Here is a 16,017-nt window from a genome sequence, read left to right as displayed (position 1 = left end):
GAAATATTATGAAAAGCATTATCAGTACAGACAAAGCACCTAGCGCCATTGGTACATACAGCCAAGCAGTGAAAGTAAACAATACAGTTTATTTATCAGGCCAAATCCCATTGGTTGCTGAAACAATGACGGTAATTGAAGGTGGCTTTGCTGAGCAAGCAGAGCAAGTATTTAAAAACATCGTAGCAGTATGTGAAGCGGCTGGTGGCGAAATTAACGATATGGTTAAAGTGAATATTTTCTTAACTGATTTAAGCAACTTTGCTACGGTTAACGAAATTATGAGCCGCTACTTTAGTCAACCATACCCAGCAAGAGCTGCGGTACAGGTTTCTAGATTGCCGAAAGATGTGGCCATTGAAATTGACGGTATCATGGAACTTCCTAGCGTTAACTAAAATATGTGTCATGAAAAAAATTTATTCGGCATTGTCTACGCAGTTCGTTCAAGTCACTTATAGGCATAAGCTCCATGAACTCACTGCTTGACGGCTTTGCCTAAATATTATTCATTTAACATATTAAACTTTTACTTTTATAGAATTAACAAAAATGACTCCTGAAAGATTAGCACGCATTAATACCATGTTAGATAAACGCCAACCTGATTTAACGGTTTGCATGGAAGGCTTACACAAATCTCATAACTTAGCTGCCGTAGTACGTACTTGTGATGCTATTGGTATTAGTGATGTTCATGCGGTATGGAAGAGTGAAGAGGCGGAAGTACGTGGTGGAAGTGCCGCGGGTAGCCAAAATTGGATTGATGTCCATAATTACCATAAAACAGCCGATGCCATTGCTGCGTTAAAAGCACAGGGCATGCAGGTATTGGTTACTAACCTGTCTGATACTGCGGTTAACTTTACCGAAATTGATTACACTAAACCTACCGCCATTATTTTAGGCCAAGAGAAGTTTGGTACTTCAAAAGAAGCGCTTGAACTAGCTGATCACCATATTGTTATTCCTATGGTTGGCATGGTGCAATCATTAAATGTTTCTGTTGCTTGCTCAGTTGTTTTATACGAAGCACAACGCCAGCGTGAAGCTGCTGGAATGTATGATAAACCTCTTTTAAGCAATGAACGCCGTCAACGTACTTTATTTGAAGGTGGCCATCCTATCTTTGCCGATGCTTGTCAGCGTAAAGGTTTACCTTACCCTGAGATCGATGAAGAAGGTCAAATTGTCGCAGATGAAAAATGGTGGCAAAAGATGCAAATGAACAAAAAAGCTTGGCAACATATCGATGACTAGTTCTACCGATAATAAGTTTTAAGCCGAGCTGAGGTTAACTATGGCACTGGAAGCACTAAGCCGATTATCACAAGTCCCCCTAAGTACACTCAAAGGTGTCGGGCCTAGTTTATCGGAAAAACTAGAAAAAATTGGCTTGCTGTCAGTGCAAGACATGCTTTTTCATTTACCGCTGCGTTATGAAGATAAAACCCGTGTCACCACAGTACGTGATTTATTAGTCGGCACCTCCACCAATATTATTGGCGAAATTACCGATAGCCAGATAACACACGGTAAACGTCGCATGCTTGTGGTTACCCTGCATGATGGCACAGGGAGTATTCAACTGTGCTTTTTCAGCTTTTCCGCGAGTCAAAAAAATAGCCTAGCTATTGGTAAAACGATTCGTTGTTATGGCGAAGTAAAGCGTGGTCCACGTAGCTATCAAATCGTTCATCCTGAATATAAGTCCCTTGATGACGATAGAGAATTAACCTCCGCAGAAGAAACCCTAACGCCTGTTTATCCCAGTACTGATGGCCTCAGACAAATTTCGCTACGTAGCTTAACCGAACAAGCATTGCTTCGATTACAGCGAGGGCAAGTAGAAGAGTTATTACCCGCGAATATTTTTACTGAGCAATACTCCCTCAGTGAAGCCTTAACGATTATACATCGTCCGCCACCAGAGGTTTCTGTAGAGCAATTAGAGCAAGGTCATCACCCTGCTCAGCAACGATTAATCAAAGAAGAATTACTTGCTCATAATTTGAGTATGCTTAAGCTCAGACAAAGTAGTGATATTCATGATGCACTACCACTTGTTGGTGATGATAGAGTGAGTGAAAAATTCCTTAACGCATTACCTTTTACGCCAACCAATGCACAAACTCGCGTTGTTGCAGAAATAAAAGCGGACTTAGCCAAGACTCAACCCATGATGCGTTTAGTGCAAGGTGATGTAGGCTCAGGAAAAACCTTAGTAGCCGCCCTAGCCGCATTAACGGCTATTAGTGAGGGTTATCAAGTCGCATTAATGGCCCCTACTGAGATATTGGCAGAACAACACGCCATTAATTTTGCTAACTGGTTTACAGAGCTTGATATTAGCGTTGGTTGGTTAGCGGGGAAAACCAAAGTAAAAGCCAAAAGACTCGCCCTAGAACAGATAGCCAGTGGCGAAATGCAAATGGTTATTGGCACACACGCGCTGTTTCAAGCCGACGTTGTCTTTAAAAATATGGTCTTAGTGATCATTGATGAGCAGCACAAATTTGGTGTTCATCAACGGCTAACTTTACGTGAAAAGGGCGTGTTCGATAATAAATACCCTCATCAATTGATCATGACGGCAACACCTATTCCGCGTACCTTATCGATGACCGCTTATGCCGACTTAGATTCCTCAATTATTGATGAACTGCCACCGGGTCGTACGCCAATCAATACTGTCGCTTTACCTGACCTACGCCGTGGAGATGTTATTGAACGCATCCGCAAGGGCTGTGTTAATGACGGCAGGCAAGCGTATTGGGTGTGTACTTTAATTGAAGAATCTGAAGTACTACAATGCCAAGCGGCAGAAGACGCCGCTATTTTATTAAAAGAACAATTACCTGAATTAAATATCGGCTTAGTGCATGGGCGGATGAAGGCAGTTGAAAAACAAGCCGTGATGGATGCCTTTAAATCTGGCGATTTGCACTTACTGATTGCCACTACTGTGATTGAAGTGGGCGTTGATGTACCTAACGCTAGTTTGATGGTTATAGAGAACCCTGAGCGCTTAGGTTTAGCGCAACTTCACCAATTACGTGGCCGTGTTGGCCGTGGTTCTGTCGCCTCATTTTGCGTGTTATTGTATAAAGCGCCACTGTCAAAAACTGCCACCAAACGTTTAGCTGTATTACGAGAAAGTAATGATGGTTTTGTTATTGCTGAAAAGGATTTAGAGATTCGAGGACCTGGTGAGTTGCTTGGTACCAGACAAACCGGTTTAGCTGACCTTAAAATTGCTGATCTTTTACGTGATGGCTATTTAATTCCTGAGATAAAACAAAAGGCGTATTTATTATCACGTCAGCACCCTGAAAGTGCGCAAGCATTAATTCAGCGTTGGTTAGGCAATAAAGAACGTTACTCCAACGCTTAAAAACGGCATTTAATGAGAAAAATAAAGCAAGAACAAGCAATACCAAAAATAATAAAAGCAACGCAAAAAGCGTGCTACTAACAACAGAGTTTGCAACATCATGAAAATAACCCGACAACACTTTATCCTTTTAGGCCCTATTTTAGCCTTTAGCTTTTATTTTTTACTGAGCCAATTTGGCTTAGCGGATAAACCCGCCATCGCCGCAGCAATAACCCTGCTCACCGTTATATGGTGGGTTAGCGAAGCTATTCCTATTCCCGCAACCTCACTCGTTCCTTTTGCTTTACTACCCTTATTCGGTATTGTCGATCACAAAACAGTCGCCTCTTCATTAGGTAGTCATGTCATCTTATTATTGATGGGCGCCTTTATGCTCTCAACGGCATTAGTCAAAAGTGGTGCTCATGAACGCATGGCTGTTTACATGGTACGCCTTGTGGGTGTTTCAAGTGGTCGACGTTTAGTGTTTGGCTTTATGTTGGCAACCGCTATTTTAAGTATGTGGATTTCAAACACCGCATCGACTTTGATAATGCTGCCTATTGCCTTAGCTATTTTAAGCCATGTAAATAATAGAAAACTTAAAGTTGCCTTAATACTAGGCATTGCCTATTCAGCATCTGTCGGTGGTATTGGTACCCCAATTGGAACACCACCTAACGTCATCTTTATGGGAATTTACGAAGAAAGCACGGGTAGAGAATTTGGTTTTCTCGAGTGGATGAAAATTGGCGTACCGGTAGTACTTATTTCCATTCCATTAATGGCGCTGTGGCTAACACGCTCTGTTACCTTAGATGAAAAAATTCAATTACCGACTTTGCCAAAATGGCGCAGTGAAGAAAAACGTACGTTAATTATATTTGGCATAACGGCGCTTGCATGGATCACACGCGGCGCACCTTTTGGCGGTTGGAGTGAGTTGTTTAATACACCTATCGCGGGTGATAGTACCGTCGCACTGGCTGCGGTCGTAATCATGTTTATGACACCTAATGGCAAAGGCGGTCGAATTCTTGACTGGAATTCCGCTAAAGAAATCCCTTGGGGCATGTTATTACTTTTTGCCGGTGGTATCGCGCTAGCTAAAGGCTTCGCCGCATCGGGGCTAAGCAGTATGTTGGGCGAATGGTTATCATCACTGGCTAACCTACCTATGATCGCTATGGTATTAACGCTTTGCCTAGTAGTAACTTACTTAACTGAAATCACCAGTAATACCGCGACTGCAACGCTGTTAATGCCAATTCTCGCCGTTGTTGGTACTAGTATGGGCGTTGACCCTGCTATATTCATGATCCCCGCTGCTATGGCCGCCAGTTGCGCCTTTATGCTACCCGTAGCAACAGCGCCTAATGCAATTGCTTACGGTACTGGGGAAATAGAAATTAGAGATATGGTTCTAGAAGGCGCACTATTAAGCTTTGTAGTTTCCTGCGTTGTTGCGGCAGTCACTTTCCTCTTATTGTATTAACAAACAACAAGAGTATTGCCCATGAAATATTGACGATGAACAACTACACTTAAAGTTAGCGTTAGCACCCCTTAAGTGATGGAGTATTAGTTAATGTTGCTCAATTTTTCAGCCAAAAAAAATCAAAACTCTTCTACAGTTCCACCGAATACACTTACTAGTGCATTCGGTTTGGCTTTCAGTGCCATACAAGGCATTACTTTACTTATTTTTTTAGTTTCCTATTTCAGCTTGATGACAACAGCACAAGCTGAAGAGTCAAACGCTCACTTAAACGTGAGTTATTACTCCAATGAGAAACAACAGACTGTTCAAGGAATAAAAACGCCTAATGGTTATCGTTTTAATGAAGATTCTAACAAAGTCATTAACTTAGCAACATTAAACTGGCCGCCTTATATTAGTGAAGATGTCTGTAATAAAGGCTGGGTTTTTCAATTTACCGTCGCTATATTAGCCAGTAAAGGTTACCAAGTAAATATTCATTTTTACCCTTGGGCAAGGTCAGTTATGTTGGTAGAGCAGGGGAAAATGGACATACTCTTTCCCGAATACTTTATTGAAAGTTCAGCTCCCTCAGACGCAGTATTAGGCAAAAAACGTCGAGAACTATTAGCCCTTTCAAATAAATTTGCTGGTGGCGATTTATCCTTACTAAAACGCAAAGGTTACGCATTTGATTTACAAGCAGATTTAGGTAATTTAAAAGGTAAGATCATTGGTGTTGTTCGAGGTTATCAAAATACCCCTGAGTTTGATGCCATGATGGATGCAAAACAATTCGCCGTTGTTGAAGCGGTAGATGAATTGCAATTAGTAAAATTACTTGTCGCTAAAAGAGTCGATTTAATCATTGGTGACCCGAGTGTATTCACCTACAGCGTTAATTACTCCAACTTATCAAATCGTAACAAACAAGCACTGCTCAACAGCATTGAAAAAATTAAACCTGCTTTAAAATACAATCATTTATATTATGCGATCAGCAATAGCTATCCTCAACGTCATCAACTGCTTGATGATATAAATTTAGCGCTATTAGAGTTTCAACAAAGTGGTGAAACGAATAGATTTATCGACGTTGGCAGTGGCTGCACTTTAGACTTTTAATCCTCGTTAAGTGGTCAATAACTTAATATAATGGCTAATACAAATAAAAAGGCAGTTACCTAAGTAACTGCCTTTTTATTAATTCATCAAGCGATAACTACAGTAAATAACTTATAGTTTAATGCGCTTCATCCCAGTTATCACCAATACCTGATTCTGCAATTAATGGCACATTCAGTTCAACGGCATCATTCATCAAGGTTACTAATTTCGCTGTGGCTTCTTCAACGATATCTTGGTGAATCTCAAAAATCAGTTCATCGTGAACCTGCATAGTCATCTTGATACGGTCATCATTTTGCTCAAGTAACCATGCATCCACCGCTAACATCGCTTTTTTAATAATATCTGCAGAGGTACCTTGCATAGGTGCATTGATTGCAGCACGCTCGGCCGCTTTTTTACGCATACCGTTTTTGGCATTGATATCAGGTAGATATAATCGACGACCATATAAGGTTTCAACATAGCCCTGCTCGCTCGCTTGTTGACGAGTATCTTCCATATACATTAATACGCCTGGGTAACGTTGGAAATACTTATCCTGGTACTCTTGCGCTTGTTGACGACCAATATTGAGTTGCTTGGCTAAACCAAAGGCTGACATACCGTAAATTAAGCCAAAGTTAATGGCTTTAGCACTACGACGTTGCTCAGTAGTCACTTCATCAAGTGCAACGGAAAAAATTTCTGCTGCCGTCGCGCGATGGATATCTTTGCCTTCGCTAAAGGCGGTTACTAAGCCGCTATCGTTCGACAAATGTGCCATGATGCGTAATTCAATTTGTGAATAATCTATCGCGACTATTTTATGATCTTTAGGTGCAATAAAGGCTTGGCGAATTTTACGACCTTGCTCACTGCGAATTGGAATATTTTGTAAGTTTGGATCGGTCGAGGATAAACGTCCGGTAGCCGTCACTGCTTGATGATAAGAAGTGTGTAAACGCCCGGTTTTATCGCTAACCATTAACGGTAACTTGTCGGTATAAGTCGACTTCAGTTTGCTTAGTCCTCGATTCTCCAAAATAACCTTAGGTAATGGGTAATCAAGTGCTAATTCTTGTAATACTTCTTCTGCTGTTGAAGGTGCACCTTTTGGCGTCTTTTTGATGATCGGGATTTGTAATTCTTCAAACAGAATCTGCTGTAATTGCTTCGGAGATGCCAAGTTAAAGCTTTTACCTGCTAAATTATGTGCTTCAATTTCCAGTTCATCTAAACGCTGGCCTAGGGTAAAGCTTTGTTCCGCTAGGATATCACTATCAATTAATACACCGGTTTGCTCCATGCGGGCAAGCACAGGTAATAATGGCATCTCTATTTCATTGAAAACACTTAAGATCGAAGCCGTTTCTGCTAACGCGGGGAAAATAGCATGATGTAACCGCAAGGTGATATCGGCATCTTCCGCTGCATAGTGACCGGCTTTTTCAATGTCAATTTGGTTGAAAGTAAGTTGCTTAGCACCTTTACCAGCCACATCTTCAAAATGTACCGTTTGATAATCAAGATATTTCAGTGCTAATGCATCCATATTATGACGCGTAGCAACACTGTTATAACAATAAGACTCGATCATGGTATCAAAATCGATACCTTGCAAAGCAATATCATAATGATTTAATACATTAGCGTCATACTTAAGGTTCTGACCAATCTTTTTAATAGTTGTACTTTCTAGTAACGGTTTTAATTGCGCTAGAACCCACGCTTTATCAAGTTGCTCAGGTGCGCCCTCATAATCATGAGTCAATGGCACATAAGCCGCTTTACCCACTTCAATAGCAAAAGATACACCGACTATTTCAGCTTTCATATAACTAACACTGGTGGTTTCAGTATCAAAAGCAAAAGACTCACACGCTTGTAACTTCTTCAGCCACTCTTCAAAAAGCGCTTTGTCTAAAATAATATCGTATTGAGTCTCTTCAACGTCTACCGCTTTAATTTCAACGGCCTGTTCGCCTACCGAAGCGGTAGAGCCTGCTTTAGATTTTTTAGTCTTTTTAGCTGCGCCGCTAGTACTTGCGCCAACGTCGCTATCACCTTTAATTAAATCAGCTAACAAACGTTTTAATTCGAACTTTTCATAAAGCTCAGCTAATGCGTCTACGTCTGGTTCTTTAGCCGCTAATTCTCCAGCCGTTTGTTCTAATTCAACATCACATTTAATCGTAGCTAATTGATAAGATAATGGTAGTTGCTCTAATGCATCACGAAGATTTTCACCAATCTTGCCTTTTACTTTATCCGCATTGGCAATAACTTCCTGCATGGTGCCATGTTCTGCTAACCATTTAACGGCAGTTTTGGGACCACACTTAACAACGCCAGGAATGTTATCAACTTTATCGCCCATCAAGGCAAGATAGTCGATAATCTGATCCGGTCGAACACCAAATTTTTCACTAACGCCGGCAACATCCATTTCTACATCGGTCATGGTATTAATCAAACGAACATGCTGAGTAACAAGCTGCGCCATGTCTTTATCGCCGGTCGAAATAACGGTTTCAATACCAAGCTCATCAGCTTGTTTTGCCAAGGTACCAATAACATCATCGGCCTCAACACCAGGAATAACTAAAAGCGGTAAACCCATTGCGGTAATAATCTCATGTATTGGTGCAATTTGAGTACGTAAATCATCAGGCATAGGTGGACGATTGGCTTTGTATTCAGGAAACATGTCATTACGAAAGGTTTTACCTTTAGCATCAAAAATAGCGATGATATTGCCATTGGGGTAGTCTTTTTTTAAACTACGAAACATATTTAATACGCCGGTAATAGCTCCCGTAGGTTGGCCATCTGCGGTTGAAAGCGCTTGTAAGTAAGGCACATGATATGCCCTAAATAAATACGATGAACCATCGACCAATATTAAGGGGGATTGCGTGGTATTAGAGTCTTGAGAAGTTGCAGAAGTTGTCATAAGAAATACGCGAAGCGACTAAATTAAGCTAAAGATGGCTAAGCATGCCACAAAGCGTAAGTCGGCTCCACTTTATCAGTGTTCTTAATTGCTTGGATCATGGATCCTCTTGTGGATAACCTTGTGATCAAGTACGAAAAACAGCCAGGGATTTTCAAATAGAAAATCTGGCCTTATAAATATAGTGTGTTGGTTTCATTGATAAAAAGAAGTGGATCAAAGTCTTTTACTACACAATGTTTTTATTTTTATTATATGTGGATAATTTTATTATCACGTTATTTTATAGTTGTACAAAAAATCAACTGAGTAAAATATCGAGGTGAGAGATTATCAGAAATTGGCGCGATTACCAGTGTATTATTAAACTTTTTTTACAGATTATTTACACTTTTACATAACTAAAAAATATAAGCGAGTAAGGGCAATACCTGACAACAGATCCACCAGTGAAGATAATGTTCTTATTACTAAAAAATATAAGCAACATACCTTTATATCAATCGAGCCTTAGTGGTGAAGTCAGTTTGATTCTTTATTATGCGTTAAAGGTATACTTAAACACCTGCATGCTATGTATACATACAACGGAACTCTTCGTAGAATAATAATGTTACGGTTTTGCTACTACTTCCTGTTATGAACTCTGTAATAATATACAAAATGCCAAACAAGTTGTTTGTCATTAATATTCACCTGATCTGTCAATCGTTGTTTATTCGTATATTCAAAACAGAGTAGCTTAGCTACTCTGGTTTACCTTTATACCCGTTACCCATCAAAGAAGCGCTTGAGCAAAATCACTGCATCTTGAATGATAACAGCTATATACCTTCCTAGTGCTCAAACTTACTTTTAGAAAATAGTCTATAAAGTACCGGTAAGACAAACAATGTTAACAAGGTAGCGCTTACCAAGCCGCCAACAATAACAGTTGCCAATGGTTTTTGTATTTCAGCGCCTACACCTGTCGATATTAACATAGGTAACAGCCCTAATAATGATGTGAGCGCAGTCATCAATACTGGCCGTAAGCGGGCCAATGCACCCACGAAGATTGCATTGTTTAACTGACAGACTGTTGTTGCGCCTTTATTCAACGCTAGCTTTATTTCAGCATTAATACTTTCAACCATGACTACACCATTAAGTACGGCGACACCAAATAAAGTAATAAAACCTACAGAGCTGGGTACAGATAAGTATTGCCCCGATACATATAAAGCAACAATACCGCCAATAGTTGCTAAAGGGACATTAAGCAGAATAAGCAAAGCTTGCCCAACCGAGTTAAAAGCGAAGTAGAGTAATAAAGCAATCAACGCCAATGACAGCGGCACTACCAACATTAAACGTTGTTGTGCGCGTTGTTGTGATTCAAATTGCCCGCCAATTTGCACGCTATAACCACCGGGTAATTCTACTTGCTGCGCTATGACTTGTCGTATTTCTGCCACGACACTGCCCATATCACGGCCTTGTACATTCGCTTGTATAACCACACGCCTTTGTACATCATCACGACGTACTTGCGGTGGCCCTGATTCTACGGCTATTTCAGCAATATCCGCTAAACGTAACCAAGCACCGTTAGGCGCTAACAAACGCAATTCACTAATTGCTGCAACATCTTGCCTAAATGCACTAGCAAGACGAACATAAATATCATAACGTTCATTACCATTAATTATCTGTCCCGCTGCACGCCCACCAAGACCATCACTGACAACATTCATCACGTCAGCGACCGATAAGCCATAACGAGACAGTTGTCTGCGTTTAGGTTTGATAACCAGCTGTGCTTCACCAGAAATTTGTTCCATAGCAACATCTTTCGCGCCAGTAACTCCTTTTACAGCTTGCGCTATTTGTTGTCCTTTATCCGCCAATACCACTAAATCACTACCAAATAACTTTATCGCAAGTTGCGCTTTCACTCCTGAGAGTAATTCATCAACACGTGTCGCTATCGGTTGTGAAAAGTTAAAGAGTAAACCAGGAAATTGCTCAAGCTTTTCAGCCATTTTGTCTTGTAGATCATTTCGATTCCCTGCACTTTGCCATTCATTAACGGGTTTAAGGCCAAGATAAATTTCAATATTATTTACAGGCTCAGGATCGCCACCAATTTCAGGACGACCAACACGACTCAGTGCATAAGTCACCTCAGGAAATGTTAGTAATATTTTTTCTAGTATTGGGGCAACCGCTAGTGCTGTTGTTAAGCTTGCTGACGGAGCTAAAGTAACACGTAAGTTAATGGTGCCTTCTTCCAGTTCAGGAACAAATTCAGTGCCTAACTGCGGAACAAGGGCTATTGCTGACACCATTAAAACTAAGGCGAAGGTCACAATTGTTTTCTTCCAGATGAGCGCCTTCGTTAAACTATATTGATATAAAGCAGTAATGGGCTTTAATACAATGCTTTCTCTTACCTTAATTCCGCGCTTAAATAAGATACTCGCCAACGCTGGCACAATAATTATTGCTACAATCAACGCTGACAACATAGCTAACATGATACTAATTGCCATAGGCTGAAATAACTTAGCTTCAACACCTTCAAAGCTAAATAGCGGCATAAAGACAACAAGTATAATAGCGGTAGCAAAGAAGATGGGACGTACCACTGCTTGTGCCGCTAGGCTTATGGTACTTTGTATCTCCTCAGCCGATAACTTTTGTTTAGCTTTGTCTTGCGCAAGTGCTAGATGTTTGAAAATATTTTCAACCATCACCACCGCACCATCAACTAACATGCCAATAGCAACGGCTAAACCACCTAATGACATTAAGTTGGCCGATATGCCCAACCATGTCATCACCATAAGTGCTAAGCCAATAGCAATAGGAATAGAGATCAGCACTAAAAATGTTGCTGATAAATTCATTAAAAATAATGCCAATATTATAATTATCAATACAAAAGCAAAGAGTAGTGCATCGGTCACCGTGGTCACTGCTTTGGTAATTAACTCGGCTTGATCATAAAGCACAACAAACTTCACTCCTTCGGGTAAAGCCTGATTAATCATTGCTTCTCGAGCGTTAATACCATCAATTGTCGTCTTGGTATTTGCTCCCATACGCTTTAAGATAATGCCGGTAACCACTTCCCCTGCACTTTGAATATTACCGTCTGCATCACGGCTAGACATAGTCACCGCTCCTTGACGAATTTCACTTCCTAGACTTACCGTTGCCACATCACCTACGGTAACAACAACACCATCAATTGTTTTTAGTGGTACTTGCGCTATTTCTTCTAAGGAATTTTCTCCCGATGTTAACCAACCCATACCGCGAATAACAAGTTGCTCTTGCCCTCGGTTTAAATACCAACCACCCGCATTTTGGTTGTTGTTTTCTATAGCCTCTATCACTTGTTGCTGATTTAGCTGATAGGCTAATAGTTTATTAGGCTCAATATTGACTTGATATTGTTTCACTTCGCCGCCAAATGACAGTACTTCAGTTACCCCATCAATAGGCATTAACATCAGCTTAACTAGCCAGTCATTCAAACTACGCAGTGTCATGATGTCTATATCATAACCTTCTTCCGTAGTGAGTAAGTACTGATAAACTTGCCCTAACCCAGAGGTATTTGGACCTATTTCAGGTGCGCCAATACCTTGAGGGATCAGTTCTTTGGCAGCTTGTAAGCGCTCAAAAACTAACTGACGGGCGAAGTAAATATCAGTGCCTTCTTTAAAAACAACGGTTATCCCAGATAAGCCTGTTTTAGAAATAGAGCGTACTTGCTCAACATCAGGTAAGGCATACATTACCGCTTCTATCGGAAAGGTGATTAATTGCTCAACTTCTTCCGCGGCTAAACCTGGTGCTTCGGTATTAATAACAACCTGAACATTAGTCACGTCGGGAAAAGCATCTAAGTTTAGTTTAGGTAGTACCATGACACTGCTAATCATCAGGGTAAATAAGGCGATGACCACCAACAATTTATTGCCGATAGCCCATTCAATTAAACGATTTAACATGAAATTACTCCAGAAAATTAGTGGTTATGCGCATCAAAGCCGCTTTTTGCACTTTGTGATGCAATAAAAAACGCGCCGGTGATGGCAAAATAACTATTTTCCGCAACACCGCTTACTTCGCGCCAGCTTAACCACCGCTGTTCTTTTGGAGAAAAAACCCGATATATAGCACCTAGTTCAACCTCTTGTGCAATAAAGTTTGTCTGACCTTGCTGGTTTTGTTGATGTTCTTCTTCATGGTCATGCGCAACTTCAGCAGCAAGGCTTACGGATAAAATATCCTTATTTAACTCAGTATTCTCAGCGGTTTCATTATGATCATGTTGATGCTCTTTCGCTGAATCTTCTTTTTGCTTGGCTTTATTCTGATGTTGAGCATTTTCAACATGACTACTTATTTCATCTTGCTCATGAATAGCCTCTTCACTGTGCACTTCATCTTTATTGGTACTTTCTTGTTTGCTGTAGATGAGCCAATCACCGTCACTACCGCGTAATAAAGCACTTTCAGGTACAACCAGTATTGGCTCTTTAGTGATCACAGAGAAATAAACATCAACGAACAAACCTGGATGTAATTGATGATTAGTATTTTTCACTTTCAGACGTACAATTCGAGTACGAGTTTTAGGATCAATAGTATGGGCTTGTTGAATAACCTCAGCTTGGTAAGTGTTATCTTCACCCGCAGCAGTACCTGAGAGGATAACTTGGGCTTGAGTGCCTTTAGTTAACGGCATTCTATTATTGGCAGCAAGCCGAGCTTCAACCCAAAGCTCATGCTCATCAGTTAACACCATAATAGAATCTCCAGCACTAACTCTTTGACCCTGTTGAAAATCATCAGACAGTACTGAACCAGACCGCTCGGCTTTTAACGTGTATTCACCTAAAGCTGAGCTATTATCTGCAGCAATTAAGTCAATGGCTTTTTTTGATAAACCATACGCTTTTAATCGACTATAAGCGGCAATATAATCAGTTTCCGTAGCCAGTAGCTGGCTTTCACTAATAACATCTTTGCTTACTTTTTTAGCGCGTTGCCAATCTGCATATGAAATACGGTACAGCGCTTGAGCTTGTGCTACGTCCTCACTAAATAAGGTTACTAACGACTGTCCCTTCTCAACATGTTCGCCCAAAATAGCATGGCGACGAACAATGACTGACTCAACGCGAGGAGAAACGACATAACTGGTATAACCGTTTGCTTGCACCTCACCAGGAGCGTATAGACGCTTATCCATATACTTGGGGGTTAATTTGGCAACTCGGATGTCTGCCATTTTCATTTGCTCAGCGGTAAAACTGAGTAACTGAGCTTCGTCTTGGTGGGTATCACTCATATTGGATTGAGCTAGGCTCATTGGGGTAAAAATTACCGGCAAGAATACAGCAGCCAGCAAGCTGAATGATTTGGAAAAATTCATAAATATCTCGTTTAAGACCAAATGGATTAATGGACCAGTTGGTATAACTTATTAAAAAATTGGCGAAGTTAATCGCACACCGATTAAATAAGAACTAAACGATGGGAGGGCGTGAATCAGGGCTGACGGGTAAAGAGTTAAATAATACAGCTTTATTGATTACTTGCTTATCAGTCGTGATAGATAAGTGCACTTGTGAAGACAAATCTAAGTAGATCAAGTTACTGTGATGGCAATGATTAGAATGACAATCTGGATGATCAGCATCACTGTGTGTTGATTGACCATCAAGCGTTTGTGTCTGAAAAGCTATTAATTCGGCTTCACTATGGTGATCACTGTCTTGATGATTAACTTGAAAATCTTGGTAACTATGGGCAATATTTTGTTGATGTGAGCTTAGGTGGGAATTCTGTTGGCTACTCTGATGAGAATCTTGATGACTGTCATTAATTGCTGAGATCGCATTAACCGATTGCAAAGCAATCAAGGTAATAACAATGTAAAAGCAAAAAGTACGCACAAATAAACTCACAAAACAGTTAGAAGGAATGTCTAAAAAACAACGCAGTTTAACAAAACCGTATAAATATTGACACCAGTTTTACCATATACATTGTTATCACACATCTTCTTTATTTAGAAATCAAGAATGAGAACTATTGAGCTAGTTATATAAATTTGTTATCTTTGCTCGCATAATATCAAAAGGATTCGACATTAATGAAATACCCCACGCTATTTACCAGCCTATCTTTAAGTCTACTTTTATCCGCTTGCTCTTCTAACCCTGTTACTGTTTCCATGTCTACTACGCGATTTGATAATCCCGAGGTAAGCAGTGAACCTTTAAAAGTTAACTTGGCTGTCGGCCATGGCGGTAGAACAACTTTAGCAATTGAGGATAACCTTTCTCACTACGATGGCACTGAGGTTTATGGTTTCGCTAGTGGTAATATCACTGCAACTAAAGGTTTAGAAATATCTGTCCGCAACGATGAAGACTCTGCCACGCACATTGGTCTAAAATATCAATTTTATGGCGCCCATACTGAGCAATCAAGCAAAGGAAATATTTCACAAGCATTTACTTTAGGCTACGAGCGAAATACTACTGGTGAGCAATACTCAACTTATAACGACAACTGGAGTTGTGATGAGTTTTCTTGCGACAGCACAACTAACACGAGTGTTTGGGAGCATGATACCAATATTTATGATATTGCCTGGGTTGTAGGGTATAAGTTTGCTGCTAGAGATATTATTTATGGTGGTCCTTTCTATCAGTGGGGACAACTCAGTGGCTATAAAGCTTCTTCTAACGCCCCAACCGAAGAACTTAAAAGTAAGGGTTACATGGTGGGTGCAAATATAGCTATCGAGCACCGTTTTTCTTTTGGCATGGGCTTAGCCGGTGAGATTGTTTATTCCAATTTAGATTGGGGCAATTATAATCAATCGGATACCGCATTTAATTTTAAAATTGATTATCAGTTTTAATCGTTATTGAGTGCTAAAATGTGTTGAGCTACTTTAGGGTCTGTTGAGCTTTCGAGATTACTTTTACAGCAGTTTGTTTGAGATGTAGGCAAGGCAGAGCACATTTCAAACAAACCCTGCCCTTTGGGTTCATTTAAAACGGCTTTATTCATTGTTGCTCGTTT

Annotated in this window: 11 protein-coding genes; 6 read left to right on the top strand and 5 right to left on the bottom strand. The window is 40.4% G+C overall.

What is annotated here, in order from left to right; genetic code table 11:
- Positions 1-5: 5 nt before the first annotated feature.
- From CXF85_RS17855 to CXF85_RS17835, 5 genes are all read left to right on the top strand, one after another.
- Complete coding sequence (locus tag CXF85_RS17855; RefSeq protein WP_198555703.1) at positions 6-398, top strand: RidA family protein; 393 nt, start codon at positions 6-8, stop codon at positions 396-398.
- A gap of 154 nt (positions 399-552) precedes the next feature.
- Positions 553-1,260: a tRNA (guanosine(18)-2'-O)-methyltransferase TrmH gene (trmH, locus tag CXF85_RS17850; RefSeq protein WP_101229999.1), complete on the top strand. Its 708-nt coding sequence runs from the start codon at positions 553-555 to the stop codon at positions 1,258-1,260.
- A 40-nt stretch (positions 1,261-1,300) separates the two neighbouring features.
- Positions 1,301-3,394 carry an ATP-dependent DNA helicase RecG gene (gene recG, locus CXF85_RS17845; protein ID WP_101229998.1) on the top strand — a complete coding sequence of 698 codons (2,094 nt, stop codon included), beginning with the start codon at positions 1,301-1,303 and terminating at the stop codon, positions 3,392-3,394.
- Positions 3,395-3,494: 100 nt separating this feature from the next.
- Positions 3,495-4,871: an SLC13 family permease gene (locus tag CXF85_RS17840; protein WP_101229997.1), complete on the top strand. Its 1,377-nt coding sequence runs from the start codon at positions 3,495-3,497 to the stop codon at positions 4,869-4,871.
- A 234-nt stretch (positions 4,872-5,105) separates the two neighbouring features.
- Positions 5,106-5,981: a substrate-binding periplasmic protein gene (locus tag CXF85_RS17835; protein ID WP_101230282.1), complete on the top strand. Its 876-nt coding sequence runs from the start codon at positions 5,106-5,108 to the stop codon at positions 5,979-5,981.
- Between the two features lie 118 nt (positions 5,982-6,099).
- Here CXF85_RS17835 and polA read toward each other — a convergent pair whose 3' ends face one another.
- The 4 genes from polA to CXF85_RS17815 all read right to left on the bottom strand — a co-directional run bounded on the left by polA (position 6,100) and on the right by CXF85_RS17815 (position 14,876).
- Positions 6,100-8,919 (bottom strand): DNA polymerase I, encoded by a 2,820-nt coding sequence (polA, locus tag CXF85_RS17830; RefSeq protein ID WP_101229996.1) that lies wholly within the window; start codon positions 8,917-8,919, stop codon positions 6,100-6,102.
- Positions 8,920-9,755: 836 nt separating this feature from the next.
- The gene (locus CXF85_RS17825; protein ID WP_101229995.1) at positions 9,756-12,923 is read right to left on the bottom strand and encodes an efflux RND transporter permease subunit; all 3,168 of its coding nucleotides are present in this window, start codon (positions 12,921-12,923) and stop codon (positions 9,756-9,758) included.
- A gap of 17 nt (positions 12,924-12,940) precedes the next feature.
- Complete coding sequence (locus CXF85_RS17820; protein WP_101229994.1) at positions 12,941-14,353, bottom strand: efflux RND transporter periplasmic adaptor subunit; 1,413 nt, start codon at positions 14,351-14,353, stop codon at positions 12,941-12,943.
- 94 nt (positions 14,354-14,447) lie between these two features.
- A complete protein-coding gene (locus CXF85_RS17815; RefSeq protein WP_157829132.1) occupies positions 14,448-14,876 on the bottom strand; it encodes a hypothetical protein in 429 nt (142 codons plus the stop codon).
- Between the two features lie 200 nt (positions 14,877-15,076).
- Between CXF85_RS17815 and CXF85_RS17810 the strand changes: the two genes are divergently transcribed.
- Complete coding sequence (locus CXF85_RS17810; RefSeq protein ID WP_101229992.1) at positions 15,077-15,853, top strand: hypothetical protein; 777 nt, start codon at positions 15,077-15,079, stop codon at positions 15,851-15,853.
- Here the strand turns inward: CXF85_RS17810 and CXF85_RS22830 are convergent.
- Positions 15,850-16,005 (bottom strand): hypothetical protein, encoded by a 156-nt coding sequence (locus CXF85_RS22830; protein ID WP_157829131.1) that lies wholly within the window; start codon positions 16,003-16,005, stop codon positions 15,850-15,852. The genes CXF85_RS17810 and CXF85_RS22830 overlap by 4 nt on opposite strands.
- Positions 16,006-16,017: the final 12 nt, after the last annotated feature.

The sequence above is a fragment of the Colwellia sp. 75C3 genome (assembly GCF_002836255.1).
In the GTDB taxonomy this organism is placed as follows: Bacteria; Pseudomonadota; Gammaproteobacteria; order Enterobacterales; family Alteromonadaceae; genus Colwellia.
Note: the sequence above shows the minus strand (reverse complement) of the source record. Positions and strands in the feature narration are given on the sequence as shown.

What these genes read in the sequence shown, in the direction of transcription:
- CXF85_RS17835 (WP_101230282.1), top strand. Translation starts at nt 5,106, where the DNA reads ATGACAACAGCACAAGCTGAAGAGTCAAACGCTCACTTAAACGTGAGT.
- CXF85_RS17840 (WP_101229997.1), top strand. Translation starts at nt 3,495, where the DNA reads ATGAAAATAACCCGACAACACTTTATCCTTTTAGGCCCTATTTTAGCC.
- CXF85_RS17810 (WP_101229992.1), top strand. Translation starts at nt 15,077, where the DNA reads ATGAAATACCCCACGCTATTTACCAGCCTATCTTTAAGTCTACTTTTA.
- trmH (WP_101229999.1), top strand. Translation starts at nt 553, where the DNA reads ATGACTCCTGAAAGATTAGCACGCATTAATACCATGTTAGATAAACGC.
- polA (WP_101229996.1), bottom strand. Translation starts at nt 8,919, where the DNA reads ATGACAACTTCTGCAACTTCTCAAGACTCTAATACCACGCAATCCCCC.
- CXF85_RS17825 (WP_101229995.1), bottom strand. Translation starts at nt 12,923, where the DNA reads ATGTTAAATCGTTTAATTGAATGGGCTATCGGCAATAAATTGTTGGTG.
- CXF85_RS17820 (WP_101229994.1), bottom strand. Translation starts at nt 14,353, where the DNA reads ATGAATTTTTCCAAATCATTCAGCTTGCTGGCTGCTGTATTCTTGCCG.
- CXF85_RS22830 (WP_157829131.1), bottom strand. Translation starts at nt 16,005, where the DNA reads ATGAATAAAGCCGTTTTAAATGAACCCAAAGGGCAGGGTTTGTTTGAA.
- recG (WP_101229998.1), top strand. Translation starts at nt 1,301, where the DNA reads ATGGCACTGGAAGCACTAAGCCGATTATCACAAGTCCCCCTAAGTACA.